General features: G+C 70.3%; 19 protein-coding genes. 9 read left to right on the forward strand and 10 right to left on the reverse strand.

Annotated elements, in window-relative coordinates:
• Window positions 1–2: 2 nt before the first annotated feature.
• Entirely contained in the window at window positions 3–290 is a 288-nt protein-coding gene (locus AUC47_RS08750) for a hypothetical protein (protein ID WP_096714815.1), read from the forward strand.
• A gap of 28 nt (window positions 291–318) precedes the next feature.
• Here AUC47_RS08750 and AUC47_RS08755 read toward each other — a convergent pair whose 3' ends face one another.
• On the reverse strand, window positions 319–1,032 hold the full coding sequence (locus AUC47_RS08755; protein WP_096714816.1) for a ferritin-like fold-containing protein: 714 nt from the start codon (window positions 1,030–1,032) through the stop codon (window positions 319–321).
• A gap of 167 nt (window positions 1,033–1,199) precedes the next feature.
• Here AUC47_RS08755 and AUC47_RS08760 point away from each other — a divergent pair, with 167 nt between their 5' ends.
• Window positions 1,200–2,711 (forward strand): DEAD/DEAH box helicase, encoded by a 1,512-nt coding sequence (locus tag AUC47_RS08760; RefSeq protein WP_096714817.1) that lies wholly within the window; start codon window positions 1,200–1,202, stop codon window positions 2,709–2,711.
• Here AUC47_RS08760 and AUC47_RS08765 read toward each other — a convergent pair.
• Complete coding sequence (locus AUC47_RS08765) at window positions 2,624–3,631, reverse strand: DUF817 domain-containing protein (RefSeq protein WP_096714818.1); 1,008 nt, start codon at window positions 3,629–3,631, stop codon at window positions 2,624–2,626. The genes AUC47_RS08760 and AUC47_RS08765 overlap by 88 nt on opposite strands.
• A 63-nt stretch (window positions 3,632–3,694) precedes the next feature.
• On the reverse strand, window positions 3,695–4,567 hold the full coding sequence (locus tag AUC47_RS08770) for a PHP domain-containing protein (protein WP_096714819.1): 873 nt from the start codon (window positions 4,565–4,567) through the stop codon (window positions 3,695–3,697).
• A gap of 86 nt (window positions 4,568–4,653) precedes the next feature.
• Between AUC47_RS08770 and AUC47_RS08775 the strand changes: the two genes are divergently transcribed.
• Window positions 4,654–5,682 (forward strand): endonuclease/exonuclease/phosphatase family protein, encoded by a 1,029-nt coding sequence (locus AUC47_RS08775; RefSeq protein WP_096714820.1) that lies wholly within the window; start codon window positions 4,654–4,656, stop codon window positions 5,680–5,682.
• A 37-nt stretch (window positions 5,683–5,719) separates the two neighbouring features.
• Entirely contained in the window at window positions 5,720–7,141 is a 1,422-nt protein-coding gene (locus tag AUC47_RS08780; protein WP_096714821.1) for an aminopeptidase P family protein, read from the forward strand.
• Window positions 7,142–7,255: 114 nt separating this feature from the next.
• On the opposite strand, the gene AUC47_RS08785 is transcribed toward AUC47_RS08780, so the two are convergent.
• From AUC47_RS08785 to AUC47_RS08795, 3 genes are read right to left on the reverse strand one after another with little or no spacing between them, the layout of a single operon-like run.
• Window positions 7,256–7,900: an alpha/beta hydrolase family protein gene (locus AUC47_RS08785; protein ID WP_096714822.1), complete on the reverse strand. Its 645-nt coding sequence runs from the start codon at window positions 7,898–7,900 to the stop codon at window positions 7,256–7,258.
• A complete protein-coding gene (locus tag AUC47_RS08790) occupies window positions 7,900–8,544 on the reverse strand; it encodes a DUF4870 domain-containing protein (protein WP_096714823.1) in 645 nt (214 codons plus the stop codon). The genes AUC47_RS08785 and AUC47_RS08790 overlap by 1 nt, the downstream gene beginning before the upstream one ends.
• A complete protein-coding gene (locus tag AUC47_RS08795) occupies window positions 8,544–9,251 on the reverse strand; it encodes a general stress protein (RefSeq protein WP_096714824.1) in 708 nt (235 codons plus the stop codon). The genes AUC47_RS08790 and AUC47_RS08795 overlap by 1 nt, the downstream gene beginning before the upstream one ends.
• A gap of 99 nt (window positions 9,252–9,350) precedes the next feature.
• Here AUC47_RS08795 and AUC47_RS08800 point away from each other — a divergent pair, with 99 nt between their 5' ends.
• The 4 genes from AUC47_RS08800 to AUC47_RS08815 are packed head-to-tail and all read left to right on the forward strand — an operon-like array spanning window position 9,351 to window position 12,770.
• The gene (locus tag AUC47_RS08800) at window positions 9,351–10,631 is read left to right on the forward strand and encodes a magnesium transporter MgtE N-terminal domain-containing protein (protein ID WP_096714825.1); all 1,281 of its coding nucleotides are present in this window, start codon (window positions 9,351–9,353) and stop codon (window positions 10,629–10,631) included.
• Entirely contained in the window at window positions 10,631–11,173 is a 543-nt protein-coding gene (locus AUC47_RS08805) for a DUF1003 domain-containing protein (protein WP_096714826.1), read from the forward strand. The genes AUC47_RS08800 and AUC47_RS08805 overlap by 1 nt, the downstream gene beginning before the upstream one ends.
• Window positions 11,170–12,294, forward strand: a complete 1,125-nt coding sequence (locus AUC47_RS08810; RefSeq protein WP_096714827.1) for an Mrp/NBP35 family ATP-binding protein — start codon at window positions 11,170–11,172, stop codon at window positions 12,292–12,294. The genes AUC47_RS08805 and AUC47_RS08810 overlap by 4 nt, the downstream gene beginning before the upstream one ends.
• A complete protein-coding gene (locus tag AUC47_RS08815) occupies window positions 12,291–12,770 on the forward strand; it encodes a YcxB family protein (RefSeq protein ID WP_256999495.1) in 480 nt (159 codons plus the stop codon). Before AUC47_RS08810 ends, AUC47_RS08815 begins: the two co-directional genes overlap by 4 nt.
• A gap of 19 nt (window positions 12,771–12,789) precedes the next feature.
• Here the strand turns inward: AUC47_RS08815 and AUC47_RS08820 are convergent, their stop codons facing one another.
• Entirely contained in the window at window positions 12,790–13,176 is a 387-nt protein-coding gene (locus tag AUC47_RS08820; RefSeq protein ID WP_096714828.1) for a twin-arginine translocase TatA/TatE family subunit, read from the reverse strand.
• A gap of 90 nt (window positions 13,177–13,266) precedes the next feature.
• On the opposite strand from AUC47_RS08820, the gene AUC47_RS08825 reads away from it, so the two are divergent.
• Window positions 13,267–13,902 (forward strand): O-methyltransferase, encoded by a 636-nt coding sequence (locus AUC47_RS08825; RefSeq protein ID WP_096714829.1) that lies wholly within the window; start codon window positions 13,267–13,269, stop codon window positions 13,900–13,902.
• Between the two features lie 105 nt (window positions 13,903–14,007).
• Here the strand turns inward: AUC47_RS08825 and AUC47_RS08830 are convergent, their stop codons facing one another.
• The 3 genes from AUC47_RS08830 to dapE all read right to left on the reverse strand — a co-directional run bounded on the left by AUC47_RS08830 (window position 14,008) and on the right by dapE (window position 16,551).
• Complete coding sequence (locus tag AUC47_RS08830; protein ID WP_017203323.1) at window positions 14,008–14,181, reverse strand: DUF3117 domain-containing protein; 174 nt, start codon at window positions 14,179–14,181, stop codon at window positions 14,008–14,010.
• A gap of 97 nt (window positions 14,182–14,278) precedes the next feature.
• Window positions 14,279–15,496 (reverse strand): hypothetical protein, encoded by a 1,218-nt coding sequence (locus tag AUC47_RS08835; RefSeq protein WP_096714830.1) that lies wholly within the window; start codon window positions 15,494–15,496, stop codon window positions 14,279–14,281.
• A complete protein-coding gene (gene dapE / locus AUC47_RS08840) occupies window positions 15,478–16,551 on the reverse strand; it encodes a succinyl-diaminopimelate desuccinylase (protein ID WP_096714831.1) in 1,074 nt (357 codons plus the stop codon). The genes AUC47_RS08835 and dapE overlap by 19 nt, the downstream gene beginning before the upstream one ends.
• Between the last annotated feature and the right edge of the window lie 21 nt (window positions 16,552–16,572).

The raw sequence follows: 16,572 nt of genomic DNA on the forward strand, positions 1-16,572 counted from the left end.
CGATGTACATCCTCCTCGCGCTCATCGGCGCGTGCGTGCTCGGGATCGCCGCGCACTTCCTGATCGGCGGTCGCGAGCTGCGCGGGGTGGCGTTCACCCCGGCGGTCGCGACCGCGATCGCGGCGCTCTTCTACACGGGACTCCAGTGGCTCGGTGTCGGCGAGGACAGCGTCTGGCTGTGGCTCGCGAGCGTTCTCGGCTCCGTGCTGCTCGCCGCGGCCGCGACGGCCGCGCTGGTGGCGCTGCGGCGCCGGTCCGACGCGTCGGCCAAGGCCGCTCTCGGCATCTGAACGCCCGAGCTCCCGTCGTGAGCGGTCGTTACGACGCGAGTCCCATCGCATCCATCCGCCGGGCGTGCGCGCCCATGAGCTCGGTGTAGACCGGCTCTACGCGCTCCTCGGTCATCGCAGCCAGCTCGGGCTGGCGAAGAGCGGAACGGCAGACGAGGATCGTGTCGCCGACGAGACGACGCGCCCACATCGACAGAAGCGAGCGCCATTCGCCGTCTCCGTCGATGGTCTCCTGGATGATCGCCACGATCTCGTGCCGCGCGTCGTCCTCGCTGAGGATGTCGACGACGCGAGCTCCGACCTCGCCGTAGCTCGATGCGAGCGCGAGGTAGAAGTCGTCCAGCATGCCGGCGGTGATGTACACCGACAGCAGGGTCTCACGCGGGCGCGCCCCGATCGTCTTGCGGCGGAAGGCGTCGAGGTTCTCACGGAACGGCAGCATCAGCTGGGTCGGATCGTCACCGCGCTCGGCGATGAGGTCGACGATGGCGCGGTGCTTCGTGAGAGCCGCACCGGCCGCGCGCGACAGCGACTCCTTCTCGGAGAGCTCGGGCGTGGCACGGATGAGCCGGGTGAGGGTCTCGAAATATCCGAGCTGCAGGTAGGCGGCCTGGCCGAGGAAGCGATCGAGCTCGGGGGCGACCTCCGAGAAGTCGACCTTCGTCGACGTGCCCTGATCGCCGCGGCTGCGCAACGTCATCGTGCGGCGGGGCGCCCTGCGCTTCCAGAACCAGTTGACCACGGGTTCACAATACTCGGACGAGAGGTCTCTACGAGGCTCCGGCACCCCCTCGGGTAGGCTGGAGCCGTCCCCGCCGTCGGAGCGGGGCCCGCGCCTGTGGCACATGAGACGGCGTGGATCCGTGAAACGTGGCGATCCTCGCAGGTCGCCGGACAGGCATCTGAACATTGACTACCTTCGCTGATCTCGGAATCGATCAGGACATCGTCGACGCACTCGCCGCCAAGGGCATCGTCGACGCGTTCCCCATCCAGGAGCAGACCATCCCCCTCGGCCTTCCCGGCCAGGACATCATCGGCCAGGCCAAGACCGGTACCGGCAAGACCTTCGGCTTCGGCATCCCCGTCGTGCAGCGCCTGGGCGAGAACCCGGAGCCCGGGGTCAAGGCGCTCATCGTCGTGCCGACCCGTGAGCTCGCGGTGCAGGTGTACGAGGACATCGATCTGCTCACCAGCAACCGCTCGACGAGCGTCGTCGCGATCTACGGCGGCAAGGCGTACGAGGGCCAGATCGACCAGCTGAAGGCCGGCGCTCAGATCGTCGTCGGAACCCCCGGTCGTCTGATCGACCTCGCCGGCCAGCGCCTGCTCGACCTGTCGCACGCGACGGAGGTCGTGCTCGACGAGGCCGACAAGATGCTCGACCTCGGCTTCCTCGCCGACATCGAGAAGATCTTCCAGAGGGTGCCGGCCGTCCGCCACACCCAGCTCTTCTCGGCGACCATGCCCGGCCCGATCGTGGCGCTGGCGCGGCGCTTCATGACGAACCCGATCCACATCCGCGCCAACGACCCCGACGAGGGTCTGACCCAGGCCAACATCAAGCACCTCGTCTACCGTGCGCACTCGCTCGACAAGGACGAGGTCATCGCCCGCATCCTGCAGGCCGAGGGCCGCGGCAAGACCGTGATCTTCACCCGCACGAAGCGTGCAGCCCAGCGCCTCGTCGACGAGCTGAGCGACCGCGGCTTCAACGTCGGCGGCGTGCACGGCGACATGGGCCAGGATCAGCGCGAGCGCTCGATGGCGGCCTTCAAGGCCGGCAAGAAGGATGTACTGGTCGCGACCGACGTCGCCGCCCGAGGCATCGACGTCGACGACGTGACGCACGTCATCAACCACACCATCCCCGACGAGGAGAAGACCTATCTCCACCGCGCGGGTCGCACGGGTCGCGCCGGCAAGACCGGCATCGCGGTGACGTTCGTCGACTGGGAGGACCTGCACAAGTGGGCTCTCATCAACCGCGCCCTGGAGTTCGGCCAGCCCGAGCCGCTGGAGACCTATTCGTCGAGCCCGCACCTGTACGAGGACCTCGACATCCCCGCCGGCACGAAGGGCCGCCTCGTCTCGGCACCGAAGGCCGAGAAGCCGGCTCGCGCTCCGCGCCCCGAGCGCGCGGCGGATGCTGCGGCGGAGGGCACCGCGGAGGGCGGCACGCGTCGGCGTCGCCGCCGTCGCGGTGGATCGGCGCAGGTCGGCTCGACCTTCGCCGAGGGCACCGAGAGCACAGGCGGCGACGCCGGCTCACCCGCGATCGCCGACCGCGGCGCCGAGGGCGCGGGCACCCATGACGGTGCCGGCAAGGAGCATCACGACGGAAAGCCGGCACCCGCGCGTCGCCGCCGTCGCCGCCGCGGCGGTTCCGGTGCCGGGGCGGCACCGGTCGCCGGCGCCTGATCGCCGTCGCCCGACACAGCCTCGGAGGGGGCGGATGCTGCGGCATCCGCCCCCTCCGTCGTGTCCGGACGACCCTCCGGCATACGCGGCGGGTACACCCACGTGACCATGACGACGGAGATGATCATGAGCAGGAACCAGGAGCTCAGCTTGCTCACCGACACCGGCTGCCACTCGACGACCTGGTCGGGATAGGCCCACGCGCCGGCCCAGGTCCCGATGTTCTCCGCGAGGTAGATGAAGACGGCGACCCCGGCGAAGACCGCGAGCAACGGCAGCCGGATCGTGCGGCGCCAGACCCGCGCGTGCATGACGGTCGGCAGCCAGAGCAATACCACAGCGGCGAGGAGCACCCACCGCGCGTCCCACCACCAGTGATGGGTGAAGAAGTTGAGGTAGATCGCGGCGGCGAGCACGGTCGTGAGCCACCGCCACGGGTATCGCGTGAATCCGAGGTCGAAGAGGCGGTAGACCCTGACCATGTACGACCCCACGGCGGCGTACATGAAACCGCTGAACAGGGGCACGCCGCCGATGCGCAGGATGCCGTCGGCAGCATACGCCCAGGATCCGACGTCGGTCTTGAAGAGCTCCATCACCGTGCCGGTGAGGTGGAAGAGCACGATGACCCACAGCTCCCGCCCCGACTCGAGGCGGAACACGAGCATCCCGATCTGGATGAGCACCGCCGCGATGGTGAGCACATCGTTGCGCGCGAGCGCTGCGTCGTCGGGGTACCAGAGCCGCGCCGCGACGATCGCGACCAGCAGCAGCGCTCCGAACACGCACGCCCAGGCCTGCTTGAGCACGAACACCGCGAACTCCACGAGCCCGGCGCGGACGCCGCGGTCGGAGGCGTCACGGAGGATGCGGTGAGCGATCGCGTCGATGCGCTGCTCGAGGGAGGTCGCTCTCTGCATGCCGGGAAGCGTATCCGCGCTCCTCGACAGTTCGCCGTGAGAGCCTCTGCCCCGCGGCGGGAGTCAGGGGTAGCGCGGCGAGGAGCCGGTCGCACGCTCGATCAGTCGGGCGACCATCTCATCCGACGTCGTGTTCTCCCCCGGCACGTTCGGCTTGCCCGACCCGTGGTAGTCGCTGGATCCCGTGACGATGAGGTCGTGATCGGCCGCGATCCTCCGCAGCGTCTGCTTCCCCGCCTCGGTGTTCTCACGGTGATCGATCTCGAAGCCCCCGAGTCCCGCGTCGATCAGTCGCTCGATGAAGGGCACGGGCATCATGCGGTCGCGCCCAGCCGTGACGGGGTGGGCGATGATCGCCACGCCGCCTGCATCCGTGATGAGCCGCACCGCGGTGAGCGGGTCCGGCGCGTAGTGCGGCTCGTAGTATCCCTCTCGCGGATGCAGGATGCCGTCGAAGGCCTCGGTGCGGTCGCGGACGATGCCTCGGGCGACGAGCGCGTCGGCGATGTGCGGGCGGCCGACCGTGGCATCCGGAGTCGTCTGGGCGACCACGTCCTCCCAGTGCAGGTCGTAGTCCCGCCCGATGCTGCGGACGATCCTCTCCGCCCGTCCGATCCGGTCGCCGCGGATGCGCTCGGTCTCAGCTGCCAGCCCGGCGTGCGCGGGGTCGAAGAGGTAGCCCAGCACGTGCACGCTGCGCCACTCGTGCTTGGCGGAGAGCTCCATCCCGGGGAGGAAGGTCATCCCGAGCGCGGTCGCCGCAGCCCCCGCTTCATCCCACCCCGTCGTCCGATCGTGGTCGGTGAGCGCGAGGGTGCGGATGCCGTGCGCATGCGCCTGACGCACCACCTCGCCGGGCGCCTCGGTGCCGTCCGAGTGATTCGAGTGCAGGTGCAGGTCTGCGGGACCCGCGAAGCGGTGGGAGCGAACGGCCATCCTCCGAGCGTACCGAGCGCGGACGCCCCTGAGACGCGCTGGTCCACGGCAGGGACTTCACAGCGACCGCTCCTAGGCTGGAAGGGATGCTACGACTCCTGGGGATCCTGTTCACGGTGCTGCTCGCGATCGCGACGGCCATCGTCGTCTGGCCGCAGTTCTTCCACCTCGAGCAGACCTGGCCCTTCGCCCAGATCGTGGCCGCTCGCGGACTGGTGCTCGGTGCGTTCCTCATCGTCGCGGTGCTGGCACTGCTGCTGCTCCTCGCGCGGCCGCTCCGCGGCTTCGCGGCATCCGTCCTCATCGTGGCGCTGCTCGGCGCCGGAGCGACGGGCGTGGTCGGCATGACGCGCGGCTTCGGCACGGGAACCCTCCCGGCGGCGACGGATACCAGCATCCGCGTGCTGACCTGGAACACGGCCGGCGACGCGGTCTCGGCCGAGCAGATCGCGCGACAGATCCTCGATCAGGGTGCCGACATCGTCGCGCTCCCCGAGACGACAGAGGCCGTCGGCGAGCAGATCGCCGTCATGCTGCGGGAGCAGGGGCATCCGATGTGGGTGCACCATGTGCAGTTCAAACCCGATGTCGTCGACGGCCCCAAGTCGTGGCACACGACCGTGCTCGTCTCCCCCGAGCTCGGCGAGTACTCGGTGATCGAATCGTCGCAGGACGGATCCAGCAACACCGGCTCCGTGCCGAGCGCCGTGCTCATGCCCGTGGGCGGGAACGCAGGCGGTCCGACGATCGTCGCCGTCCACGCCGTCGCTCCGCGCATGGAGGAGATGGAGCAGTGGAGCAGCGATCTGCGCTGGATCGCCGACCAGTGCCCCGAGGGCAACTTCCTGCTGGCGGGCGACTTCAACGCGACCGTCGATCACATGGCGGGCCTCGGCGTCGACGGCGGCGACATGGGGTACTGCCGGGACGTCGCCTCGCGCACCGGGAACGGGCTCAGCGGCACCTGGCCGAGCTCGCTCCCCTCGCTGCTCAGCGCGCCCATCGACCACGTCATGGCGTCGCCGAACTGGACGCCGACCGGCTCGATCGTGATCGACGACGCCGGAGGCAGCGACCACCGCGGTCTCGTCGTGCAGTTGGAGCCGGCGGGCTGACATCCCCTCCCTCCCGGCCAGGTGACAGACTGGAGGGATGAGCACCGCAGAGCGCGACACGATCGCAGAGCCCGCCGTCGAGACCCCGGTCGAGAACAGCACCACGAACCGCAAGCAGCCGTTCCCCCGCGGCTTCCTCGACACGATCTCGACGGGATGGGCGGAGCGTCCCGAGTCCCTTCCGGCGGCGCGTCCGCAGGCCGCCTTCGCCGCGACTCGCCGCGCCGCGGTCTCGGCCGCGTTCCCCGGGAAGCGCCTCGTGATCCCCGCCGGATCGCTCAAGCAGCGCAGCAACGACACCGACTACCCGTTCCGCGCGCACTCCGCCTTCGCGCACCTGACCGGCTGGGCCGCCGACTCGGAGCCGGACTCGATCCTCGTCTTCGAGCCGACCGACGACGGCCACGACGTCACCCTCTACTTCCGCGAGCGCGCCGACCGCACGACCACCGAGTTCTACGCCGACGCGACGGTCGGCGAGTTCTGGATCGGGCCTCGCCCCTCCCTCGCCGGTGTCGCCGCCGACCTCGACATCGCCACCGCTCACCTCGACGAGTACATCGAGGCCGAGGGAGCGCTCGTGCTCGACGAGTCCGACGACCTCACCCGCGTCGTCTCGGAGCTGCGCCTGGTGAAGGACGAGTACGAGATCGCCGAGATGCGCCGCGCCGTCGACATCACGGCGCAGGGCTTCGACGACATCATCCGGGCCCTTCCCGACGCGGTCGCGCACGCGCGCGGCGAACGTGTCGTCGAGGGAGTGTTCCACCGCCGCGCCCGCGAGGACGGCAACGGCGAGGGCTACGACACGATCGCGGCATCGGGCCCGCACGCCTGCTACCTGCACTGGACCCGCAACGACGGCACGGTCGTGCCGGGCGACCTCATCCTCGTGGACGCCGGCGTCGAGGCCGACAGTCTGTACACGGCCGACATCACGCGCACCCTTCCGGTCTCCGGCACGTTCACGGAGGTGCAGCGCCGCGTGTACGAGACCGTGCGCGAAGCAGCAGACGCCGCCTTCGCCGCCGCCCGCATCGGCGTGCGGTTCCGCGAGGTGCACGAGGCCGCGATGAAGGTCATCGCCGCGCGCGTCGCCGAGTGGGGCCTGCTGCCGGTGACGGCTCAGGAGGCGCTCGACGCGGATGCCGGTGGCCAGCACCGCCGCTACATGGTGCACGGCACGTCGCATCACCTCGGCATCGACGTGCACGACTGCGCGCAGGCGCGTCGGGAGATGTACTACGACGGCATCCTCGCTCCGGGCATGGTCTTCACGATCGAGCCGGGGCTCTACTTCCAGATCGACGACCTGACGGTGCCGGCCGAGTACCGCGGCATCGGCGTGCGCATCGAGGACGACATCCTCATGACCGAGGACGGACCCGTCAATCTCTCCGCCGGCATCCCGCGCACCGCTGACGAGGTCGAGGCCTGGATCGCGCGCGTGCAGGCCTGAGCTTCTTTCCCGAGATCAGGACGCTGCACCGAGATCAGGACGATCCACGCCCGGATCTCCTGATCTCGGGCAAGACTCCTGATCTCGGGATGCAGAGGATGCGAGGGGATGCCGTCAGCGGAAGCCGTCGGCGACGATCGGCGCCAGCGACGCTCCGATCTGGTCGGCCGGACGCTTGCGTCGCTTGACCTCGAACGTGTGTCCGCCACCCTCGATCCAGGCGACCCGGGCGTCCTGACAGGTCGCCACGACCTCGTCGAACTGGGATCGAGGCTGGATGAACGGATCGTTCGTCCCCTCCACGAACAGCTGCGGCACCGTGATCGCGGGAAGATGCTCGGCTCGGGGCTTCTCGGGTTTTCCCGGGGCGTGCAGCGGGTACCCGAGGTAGACGAGTCGATCGACCGCCAGACCCTGAGCCACCGCCATCGACGCCATCCGACCGCCGTAGGACTTGCCCGCGGCCCAGATCTCAGCGTCGGGACGCTGTTCGCGGACTGCCGCGACGACGGCATCCCATGTCGCGATGGCGTGAGCAGCCGGCCCCGGCATCCGGCGCCCCTGCTCCACGTAGGGGAAGTTGAATCGCAGCGTCGTGAAGCCGAGGTCGTTCAGCGCGTCGGCGAACCCGGTGAGGAACGGGTGGTCCTTGCCCGTGCCCGCGCCGTGCGCGATCGCGACGACCGTGCCGCCGTCGCCCGCCCAGTCTGCGGACACAGTGGTCTCCCCCGTGAGCAGGACGACGCGGATGTCGACCATCAGCCGCGCAGGTACGGGATCGCGAACGGCACGCGCATGACCTTGCCTGCCGACGCTCGCACCATCCCGACGATCACGAGCACGAGGTGCAGGATTCCGACGGCGACGTAAAGCAGGATGATCGTGCCGAACGGGAAGAAACCGGTGATCGGACCGTCGGCCGACAGCACTCCGAGCAGCACGAAGTGCGTGACGAGGAGGCCCGTCGACACGAGCAGGTACGTGAGCCCCCAGTTGAGCGCGGATCGCGCGTTCTCCCGTGCGACTCCGCCTGCCCGACGCGACGCTCCGCCGCTGACGGCCATGGCAATGCCCGAGGCGATGCCGCCGACGAAGGGGAACGGGACGAGGATCAGCAGACCGAGCGCCCAGGGAAGCAGACCGCGCGGCGGAGCAGTGACCGCGTACGCGCCGGCGGGGTATCCGGCCGGGGGCTGCGGGTACCCCGCGGGCGGATGCGGATACGGAGTCTGCCCGTACTGCGGAGGCGCTGGAGGGGCGACCGGCGGCTGTGGCTGTGGCTGTGGCTGTGGCTGTGGCTGCGGAGTCTGCCCGTACTGCGGAGGCGGGGCCACCGGCGGATGCTGAGGCGGAGCGTACTGCGGCTGCTGCGGCTCGGAGTGTCGTTGCGCGTCTTCGCTCATCAGGCGCCTTCCGGCCTGGGAGCGCGCGGCGCGTCGGCATCCGGCGTGTCGACGGGCGGTGCGGCCGGATCGGCGGGGCGAGGCGGGATCACCGGGTCCGCGGTCGGGTTGTCGCCCTCGCCGGGCTTGGCAGCCGGCTCTTCGGGAGCGGCCGGCGGCGGGGTGGGCTGACCCCCGGTCGGGATGCGCTCCCCGTACTTGGGCGGCTCGTCGAGGTCGACAGGAGGACGCACGGTCGCGGGTCGCACAGCGCCGAGCACCTGCCGGGCCTTGGCGAGCGACGTCGCCTGCACACGCACCTCGTAGTGGTCGGCGGCGAACTGCGTGACGCTCGCGAAGTCGCGGCGTCGCCGCACGATCGCGTAGGTCACGAGGCTCAGCAGCATGCCGAGCGCGACGCCGATGAAGACGAAGCCGACGAAGAGCTGGATCGGGACCTCGGGGTTGCCGAGCACGAGGATGGCGGAGAGGAAGAGCCCGATGAGCACGCCGTTGATGGCGCCGGAGCGCGCGGCGGCTGCGTAGCCGAGCCGCCCGGTGATGCGCTCCACGGTGCGGACGCTCTGTCCGACGATCGCGATGTCTCGCGCCGGGACCCCCTGGGCGATCAGCTTGGAGACGGTCTTCTGCGCGCCCTCGTAATCGCGGGTCGAGGCGACGATCTCTCCCTCGTCGCGACCGTCTGCGGGGCGGTTCAGCATGCTCATCCGGCCATTCTCCCATGTCGTCCACCTCGGAGCCCTGGAACGTACGACCGCCGCGGACTGCACAGCTCTCCATCGGGCGCCGCGGACTACGCTGGACGGGTGAGCACACAACGGGTATTCGCCGCGCGCCTGGCAGGGTGCGCCGTCTTCGACCCCGTGGGCGACCGGCTCGGCAAGGTCCGTGACGTCGTCATCGTGTATCGAAGTACGGCCGCGCCGCGCGTGATCGGACTCGTCGTCGAGATCCCCGGGCGTCGACACGTGTTCCTCTCCATCGGACGCGTCACCTCGATCCGCTCCGGCCAGGTCATCACCACCGGACTCATCAACGTGCGCCGGTTCTCGCCGCGCGCGGGCGAGGTGCGCATCCTCGCCGAGCTGCTGGGACGCCGCGTCACCCTCGTCGACGGCACCGGCGACGCCGTGATCGAGGATGTCGCGATCGAGCCCAATCGCCTCGGCGAGTGGGCGATCAGCCAGCTGTTCCTGCGCCGTCCGAAGACCAGCGCATCGCCGTTCGCGAAGGGCCCGACGACCTTCGCGGCGTGGAGTGAGGTCGCCGAGCAGCGCTCCCCCGGAGAATCGCAGTCGGCCGAGCAGCTCGTCGCGTCCTACTCCGAGCTGCACGCCGCCGACCTGGCGAACACACTCCTCGATCTGCCGCAGCAGCGCATGATCGAGGTCGCCGAGGAACTCTCCGACGACCGTCTCGCCGACGCCCTCGAGGAGATGCCCGAGGACGAGCAGGTCCACATCCTCGACCGTCTCGGCGACGAGCGCGCCGCCGACATCCTCGACCAGATGGAGCCGGACGACGCCGCCGACCTCCTCGCGCAGTTGCCGCCGAACCGCCTCGAGCAGCTGCTCGAGCTCATGGAGCCGGAGGAGGCGGAGGACGTCAGGATGCTCCTCCGCTACGGCCCTGACACGGCGGGCGGTCTCATGACGCCGGAGCCCATCGTGCTCTCCGCCGACGCCACGGTCGCCGAGGCTCTCGCGCTCATCCGCCGCCACGAGCTGCATCCGGCGCTGGCCGCCGCAGTATTCGTGACGCTGCCGCCGTTCGAGACGCCGACCGGGCGCCTGCTGGGCATGGTGCACTTCCAGCGGATGCTGCGCTACCCGCCGCACGAGCGCCTCGGCGCCATCGTCGACGACAGCCTCGAACCCGTGCCCGTCACAGCCTCCGCCGCCGAGGTCGCGCGCATGCTGGCGAGCTACGACCTGGTCTCGCTCCCCGTGATCGACGCCGCGCACCGGCTCGTCGGGGCGATCAGCGTCGATGACGTGCTCGACTACCTGCTGCCCGACGACTGGCGCACGCACGATGACAACGAGAGCCTACAGCAGCCCCCGCGTGCCAAGAAGGAGGTGGGATGATGGCCCGCTCTCGCAGCCGTTCGCCCCAGCTCGACGCCCCGCTCGGACGCGGCACCTCCCGCCCCCGGTCCACCTCGCGCGACCGCTTCGGCCGGTTCACGGAGTGGGTCGCCCGAGCGATGGGCACTCCGGCGTTCCTCGTGATCCTGAGCCTGTTCTGCGTGCTGTGGATCGGCTGGAACACCCTGATGCCCGTCGGCGTGCGCTTCGACGACGCGGCGCTCGGCTTCACCGCACTGACCCTCATGCTCTCCCTGCAGGCGTCGTACGCCGCGCCCCTGATCCTGCTCGCCCAGAACCGTCAGGACGACCGCGACCGCGTGCAGATCGAGCAGGACCGGCAGCGCGCAGAGCGCAACCTCGCCGACACCGAGTACCTCGCCCGCGAGATCGTCGCGCTGCGCATGTCCCTCGAGGAGCGCAACAACCAGATCGTCACCCGCGACGTGCTGCGTCAGGAGCTGAAGGCCCTGCTGGCCGAGCTCGGCGAGCACGACGACGCCACCGAGGAGCGGCGGGCCGACAGCCGCGCCACCTCATGACGGCGGTCGACGCGGTCCGTGCCGCCGTCTCCGCCGTGACGGACCCGGAGCTGCGGCGTCCGATCGGCGACCTCGACATGGTGCGCGATATCACGGTCGAGGGCACGACCGTCCAGGTCGGCATCGTCCTGACGATCGTCGGCTGCCCCGCCGCGGCCCGCATCGAGTCCGACGTGCGCGCCGCCGCGGCATCCGTCCCCGGCGTCGACGACGTCGACGTGCGGGTCGGCGTGATGACGCCGGCCGAGCGCAAGGCCCTCACCGAGAAGCTCCGTGACGGGCGCGCGCCGCGCCAGATGCCCTTCGGGCCCGAGTCCCTGACCCGGGTGATCCTCGTGTCGAGCGGCAAGGGCGGCGTCGGCAAGTCGTCGGTGACGGCGAACCTGGCGGTGGCGCTGGCCGATCAGGGCCTCGCCGTCGGACTCGTGGACGCCGACGTGCACGGCTTCTCCATCCCCGGACTCCTCGGCATCCCCACCGGCACCCAGCCCACGCGTATCGACGACCTCATGCTGCCGCCGGTCGCCTACGGGGTGAAGACCATCTCCATCGGCATGTTCCTGCGCGACGGCGAGGCGGTCGTCGCGTGGCGCGGTCCGATGCTCCACCGCACGGTGCAGCAGTTCCTCACCGACGTGTTCTTCGGCGATCTCGACGTGCTGCTCATCGACATGCCGCCGGGCACCGGTGACATCGCGATCTCGATCGGACAGCTGCTGCCGCACGCCGAGGTGCTCGTCGTCACCACACCGCAGACAGCAGCGGCCGACGTCGCCATCCGCAGCGGGCTGGTCGCCCGCCAGACCGGGCAGCGCGTGATCGGCGTCGTCGAGAACATGGGCCCGCTGACGCTGCCCGACGGTTCCGTCCTGGACCTGTTCGGCTCGGGAGGCGGGGCGGCCGTCGCCGCCGCCCTCTCGGACGACGCCGCCGTGCCGCTGCTCGCCTCGATCCCGTTCAGCCCCGCGCTGCGGGCCGGCGGCGACCGGGGCGCCCCGATCGTGCTGACCGATGGAACGGATGCCGCAGCCGCCGCCATCCGCGATCTCGCCCGCAGCCTCGCACGTCAGGGCCGCGGCCTGTCCGGTCGCTCCCTCCCCATGACGGTCGGCCCGTCGTGACCGTCACCGTCTCCGAGTCCCTCGTGCGCCGCATGGCCCGCGATGCCGCAGTCTACGGTCTCACCCGGCCCTGGGCGATCGTCATGTGGGTCGCACTGGCGGCGAGCCTCGTGCTCAGCGTCCTGAATCTCACGGCTGGCGCCGGAGTCGGCGACAGCGGATCGGCCGGCTGGCTGCCGCTCGCGAGCGTCGCCCTCATGGCCGTGGCGATCGGCGCCACGGTCTCGGGAGCACGTCGGGCGGTGCGCGCCGCGATGCCGCCCGGCACGGTCGTCTGGGCTCGGCTGACCGACGAGGATCTCCAGATCGGCGCCGACCGTCGGGTCTCCGTGATCCCCTACGAGACGTTCCAGGGCATGCGCGTCGGGAGCGACGCCGTCATCCTGCGCGTGCGGGGGTCGTCGGCGGTCACGGCCGTACCGCGCGCGGTGCTCACCGACGACGAGGTCGCACGGCTCCGCGATCGCATCGGCTGAGCGCTCGATCGGCCTCTGCTCAGGTGGCCTCGGCGTCGTACGGCGGGGGGCTGTCCACCGAGAAGTCCGGTCGCACCGTGGGCTTCTTCGGCGCGACCACTGCAGGCTCCGCGACGACTCCCGCGCTGGGCGTGGGAGTCGGGGTCCTGTCGTCCTCGAACAGCGCGTCCCTGATGATGCGTCGGGGGTCGTACTGGCGGGGGTCGAGCTTGCGCCAGTCGACGTCGTCGAGCTCGGGTCCCATCTCGTCGCGCACCCGCGAGCGCGTGTCTCGGAGGAACTCGCCGGCCCGGCGGGCGAGCTTCGCCACGCTCTCGGCATAGCGAGGCAGCCGCTCAGGTCCGACGAGCAGAACAGCGATCAGACCGATCAGCAGCAGCTTCTCGAACGTGATCCCGAACTGCATCTGTCCAGGCTACCGCCGCGCCTGCCCGCCTGCCGCACACCGAGCGCATACGCTGGGAACACACAGACCTCAGTCGGGAGAATCAGGGCAATGAGCGAGAACGATGCGAACGCACGTTTCATCCGCGAGTCGATCGTGGAACCGTCCGCGATCGCCCGCGCGCGTGCTCATGCGATCGAACTCGGTGCCGCCCCGGTGAGCGCCGCAGTCGGCTCGCAGATCGCCGTGCTGGCCGCCGCGACGGGAGCCCGCTCGATGGTCGAGATCGGCACGGGCGCCGGCGTCTCGGGTCTCTGGCTGCTGCGCGGAGCTCCGCAGGCCGTGCTCACGTCGATCGACAACGAGCCGGAGCACCTCGCCGCAGCGCGGCAGGCGTTCGCCGACGCCCGCATCCCCGCCACCAAGGCGCGGTTCATAACAGGCCGCGCGGCCGACGTGCTGCCGCGCATGAATGAGGCGTCCTACGACATCGTCCTCGTCGATGCCGACCCCGAGAACGTGATCGAGTACGTCGAGCACGGACTGCGGCTGGTGCGCACCGGTGGGATCGTGCTCGTGCCCCGCGTGCTCGTCGGCGGCAAGGTCGCCGACCCGGTGCAGCGCGACGCGGTCACCACCGCGTTCCGCTCTCTCATCCAGGAGACACAGGAGTCCCCCGCCGTCCTGGCGACGGTCTCGTCGGCCGGCGAGGGCCTGCTGCAGCTCGTCAGCGTCGCCGCCGACTGAGCGCATCGACCGCGTCCGGCGGCGATCGCCGCACGGACGCGAAGAGGGCGACGGATCTCTCCGTCGCCCTCTTCGGTGGTCCGCGTCGAGCGGACCGGAGTTCGATCAGGCCGGCGCTACGACGGCTGCCAGCACGTCGTGAAGCTCCTTCGCCTCAGCGTCGTTCACGGACACGACCAGGCGGCCGCCGCCTTCGAGCGGGACACGCACGATGATGAGGCGCCCTTCTTTCACGGCCTCCATCGGTCCGTCTCCGGTCCTCGGCTTCATCGCTGCCATCGTGGGCTCCTTTTCCTCCGGTGGTATGCGATCAGTTTATCGGGTGCAACCGAGACCTGGATGTCCGCTGAGAAGAAATGCAATCACGCGTTAACATTCACGGGACCTGCCAGAACCTGTTGCCGAGTGCGTAGATGTGGAAGATCCAGATCCACTGGCCGACGACGCAGAGGACGAGCACGCCGAGTCGCCAGAGCCGGGAGCGCGGAACTGCCACCGCTCCCCAGAGAGGACTGAGCGGCAGCAGCAGACGGAACGTGCTCGACTGCGGGAAGAACACCAGGAGCAGGTAGAGCAGGTAACTCGCGCTCCACAGACGCAGGTCGGCGCCGACGCGGTGCACCTGGGGCAGGAGGAGGAGGGCGGCGGCGAGGGCGATGACGAGCAGCACGAGGGCGACGGGCCCCCACTCGGTCGGCAGGCCCCACTGCGCGAACCAGAACGACGAGGCCTGCACCCATCCCTCGAAGGGGACGAACCCCTCTACTCCCCCGATGATCCAGAGGCGCCGCCAGGCCAGCTCGGTCGCGAGATAGGCCCCGGGGTCGCCGGTGACCACGCCCGCGATGACCTGCCATGCGAAGCCGCAGGCCACGGCGAGCGCTCCCAGCGCCACGATGTGCACCACCTCCCGCGGCAGGAGCGGATCATCGCGTCGCCGCAGGAAGCGTACGATGCCGTGCAGCCCGAGGTACAGCGCGAAGGCCAGGATGCCGGGGCGCGTGAACGCCATGACGGGGACGAGCAGATACAGCCACGCGTATCTCCGACGGATCGTCGCGTCGAGCGCGAGGAACAGCAGCAGGAGGAAGAGCGTCTCCGCGTACCCCACCTGGAACATCGCGGCGAGCGGCCCGAACGCGAAGAACGTCACCGCCCAGAGCGCAGCCGCCCGTCCGATCCTGTCACGCAGCAGCCGATCGAGGGCGAGGCAGGCGAGGTACCCGGCCGCGAACGAGAGCAGCAGCGCGCCCGCGCCCCAGGATCCGAGGAGGAACCCGATGCCCCTCGCCGCGTAGGCGAACACCGGCATGAACGCCCAGGCGTTCTCCGCCACGTCGCCGGAGTCTGTGAGCGGAAGAGTCGACGGGTAGCCCTCCTCCGCGACGAGCCAATACCACTGGGCATCCCAGCCGACGACGAAGTCGCCGAGGCCTGGGTCCGCCCCGAAGCGCGAGAGCGAGGTCGACTGCAGGGCGGCGACGATCATCAGAGTGGTGGTGACCGCGCGCGCCGCGAGATAGATCGCGGCGATCTTGAGGGGCGCGGGGGTGCGCGCCCACCGGCGAGCGAGCGTCAGCGCGAGCTGAGCCACGTACGCAGCCCTCGCTCCACGGCTTCGATCTGCGAGACGGGCACGCACTCCTCGTCGTGATGGGCGAGGTGCGGGTCTCCCGGCCCGTAGTTCACGGCCGGGATGCCGAGGGCGGAGAAACGTGCGACGTCGGTCCATCCGTACTTCGGGCGGGGCTCGGCGCCGACGGCGGCGACGAACTCTTTCGCGATCGGGGCATCGAGGCCGGGCCGGGCCCCCTCTGCGGCATCCGTGATCTCGACGTCGAAGCCGGCGAGCAGGTTGCGGATGTGGGCCTCGGCATCGGCCGCCGACTTGCTCGGGGCGAACCGGTAGTTGACCTCGATCTCGCAGGCGTCGGGGATGACGTTGCCCGCGACGCCGCCCGTGATGCGGACGGCGCTCATGCTCTCCCGGTAGAGCAGCCCCTCGACGGCGACCTCCCGTGCCCGGTACTCGGCGAGCCTCGCGAGGATGGGGGCTGCTCGGTGAATCGCATTCTCGCCGATCCACGCGCGAGCCGCGTGCGCCCGCACGCCCGCGGTGCGCACGATCGCGCGCATCGTCCCGTTGCATCCGCCCTCGACCTCGCCGTTCGACGGCTCGCCGAGGATCGCGAAATCGGCCCGGAACAGATCGGGACGGTCGGCGGCGAGCAGCGTCAGCCCGTTCTTGGACGCCTCGACCTCTTCGTTGTCGTACCACATCCAGGTGATGTCGACCGCAGGGTCGGTGAGTTCGGCGGCCAGCTTCAGCTGCACCGCGACGCCCGCCTTCATGTCGACTGTCCCGCGGCCCCAGAGGTAGGGCGCGCCCTCGATGTCGATGTCGCGGGTGGGAACATTGCCGTTGATCGGGACCGTGTCGATGTGGCCGGCGATCGCGACGCGCTGCGCGCGGCCGAGCGAGGTGCGCGCGACGATCGTGTTGCCGTGGCGGATCACCTCGAGATGCGCGTAGCCGGAGACAGCCTCCTCGATCGCGTCGGCGAGCGGCTTCTCGTCGCCGGACACGCTGGGGATGTCGCAGATCGCGCGGGTCAGATCGAGGGATGACGCGGTGAGGTCGAGCAGCATGGACCCAGCCTACTTACCCGT

Origin of the sequence: Microbacterium sp. SZ1 (genome assembly GCF_002362255.1) — a bacterium.
GTDB lineage: Bacteria > Actinomycetota > Actinomycetes > Actinomycetales > Microbacteriaceae > Microbacterium.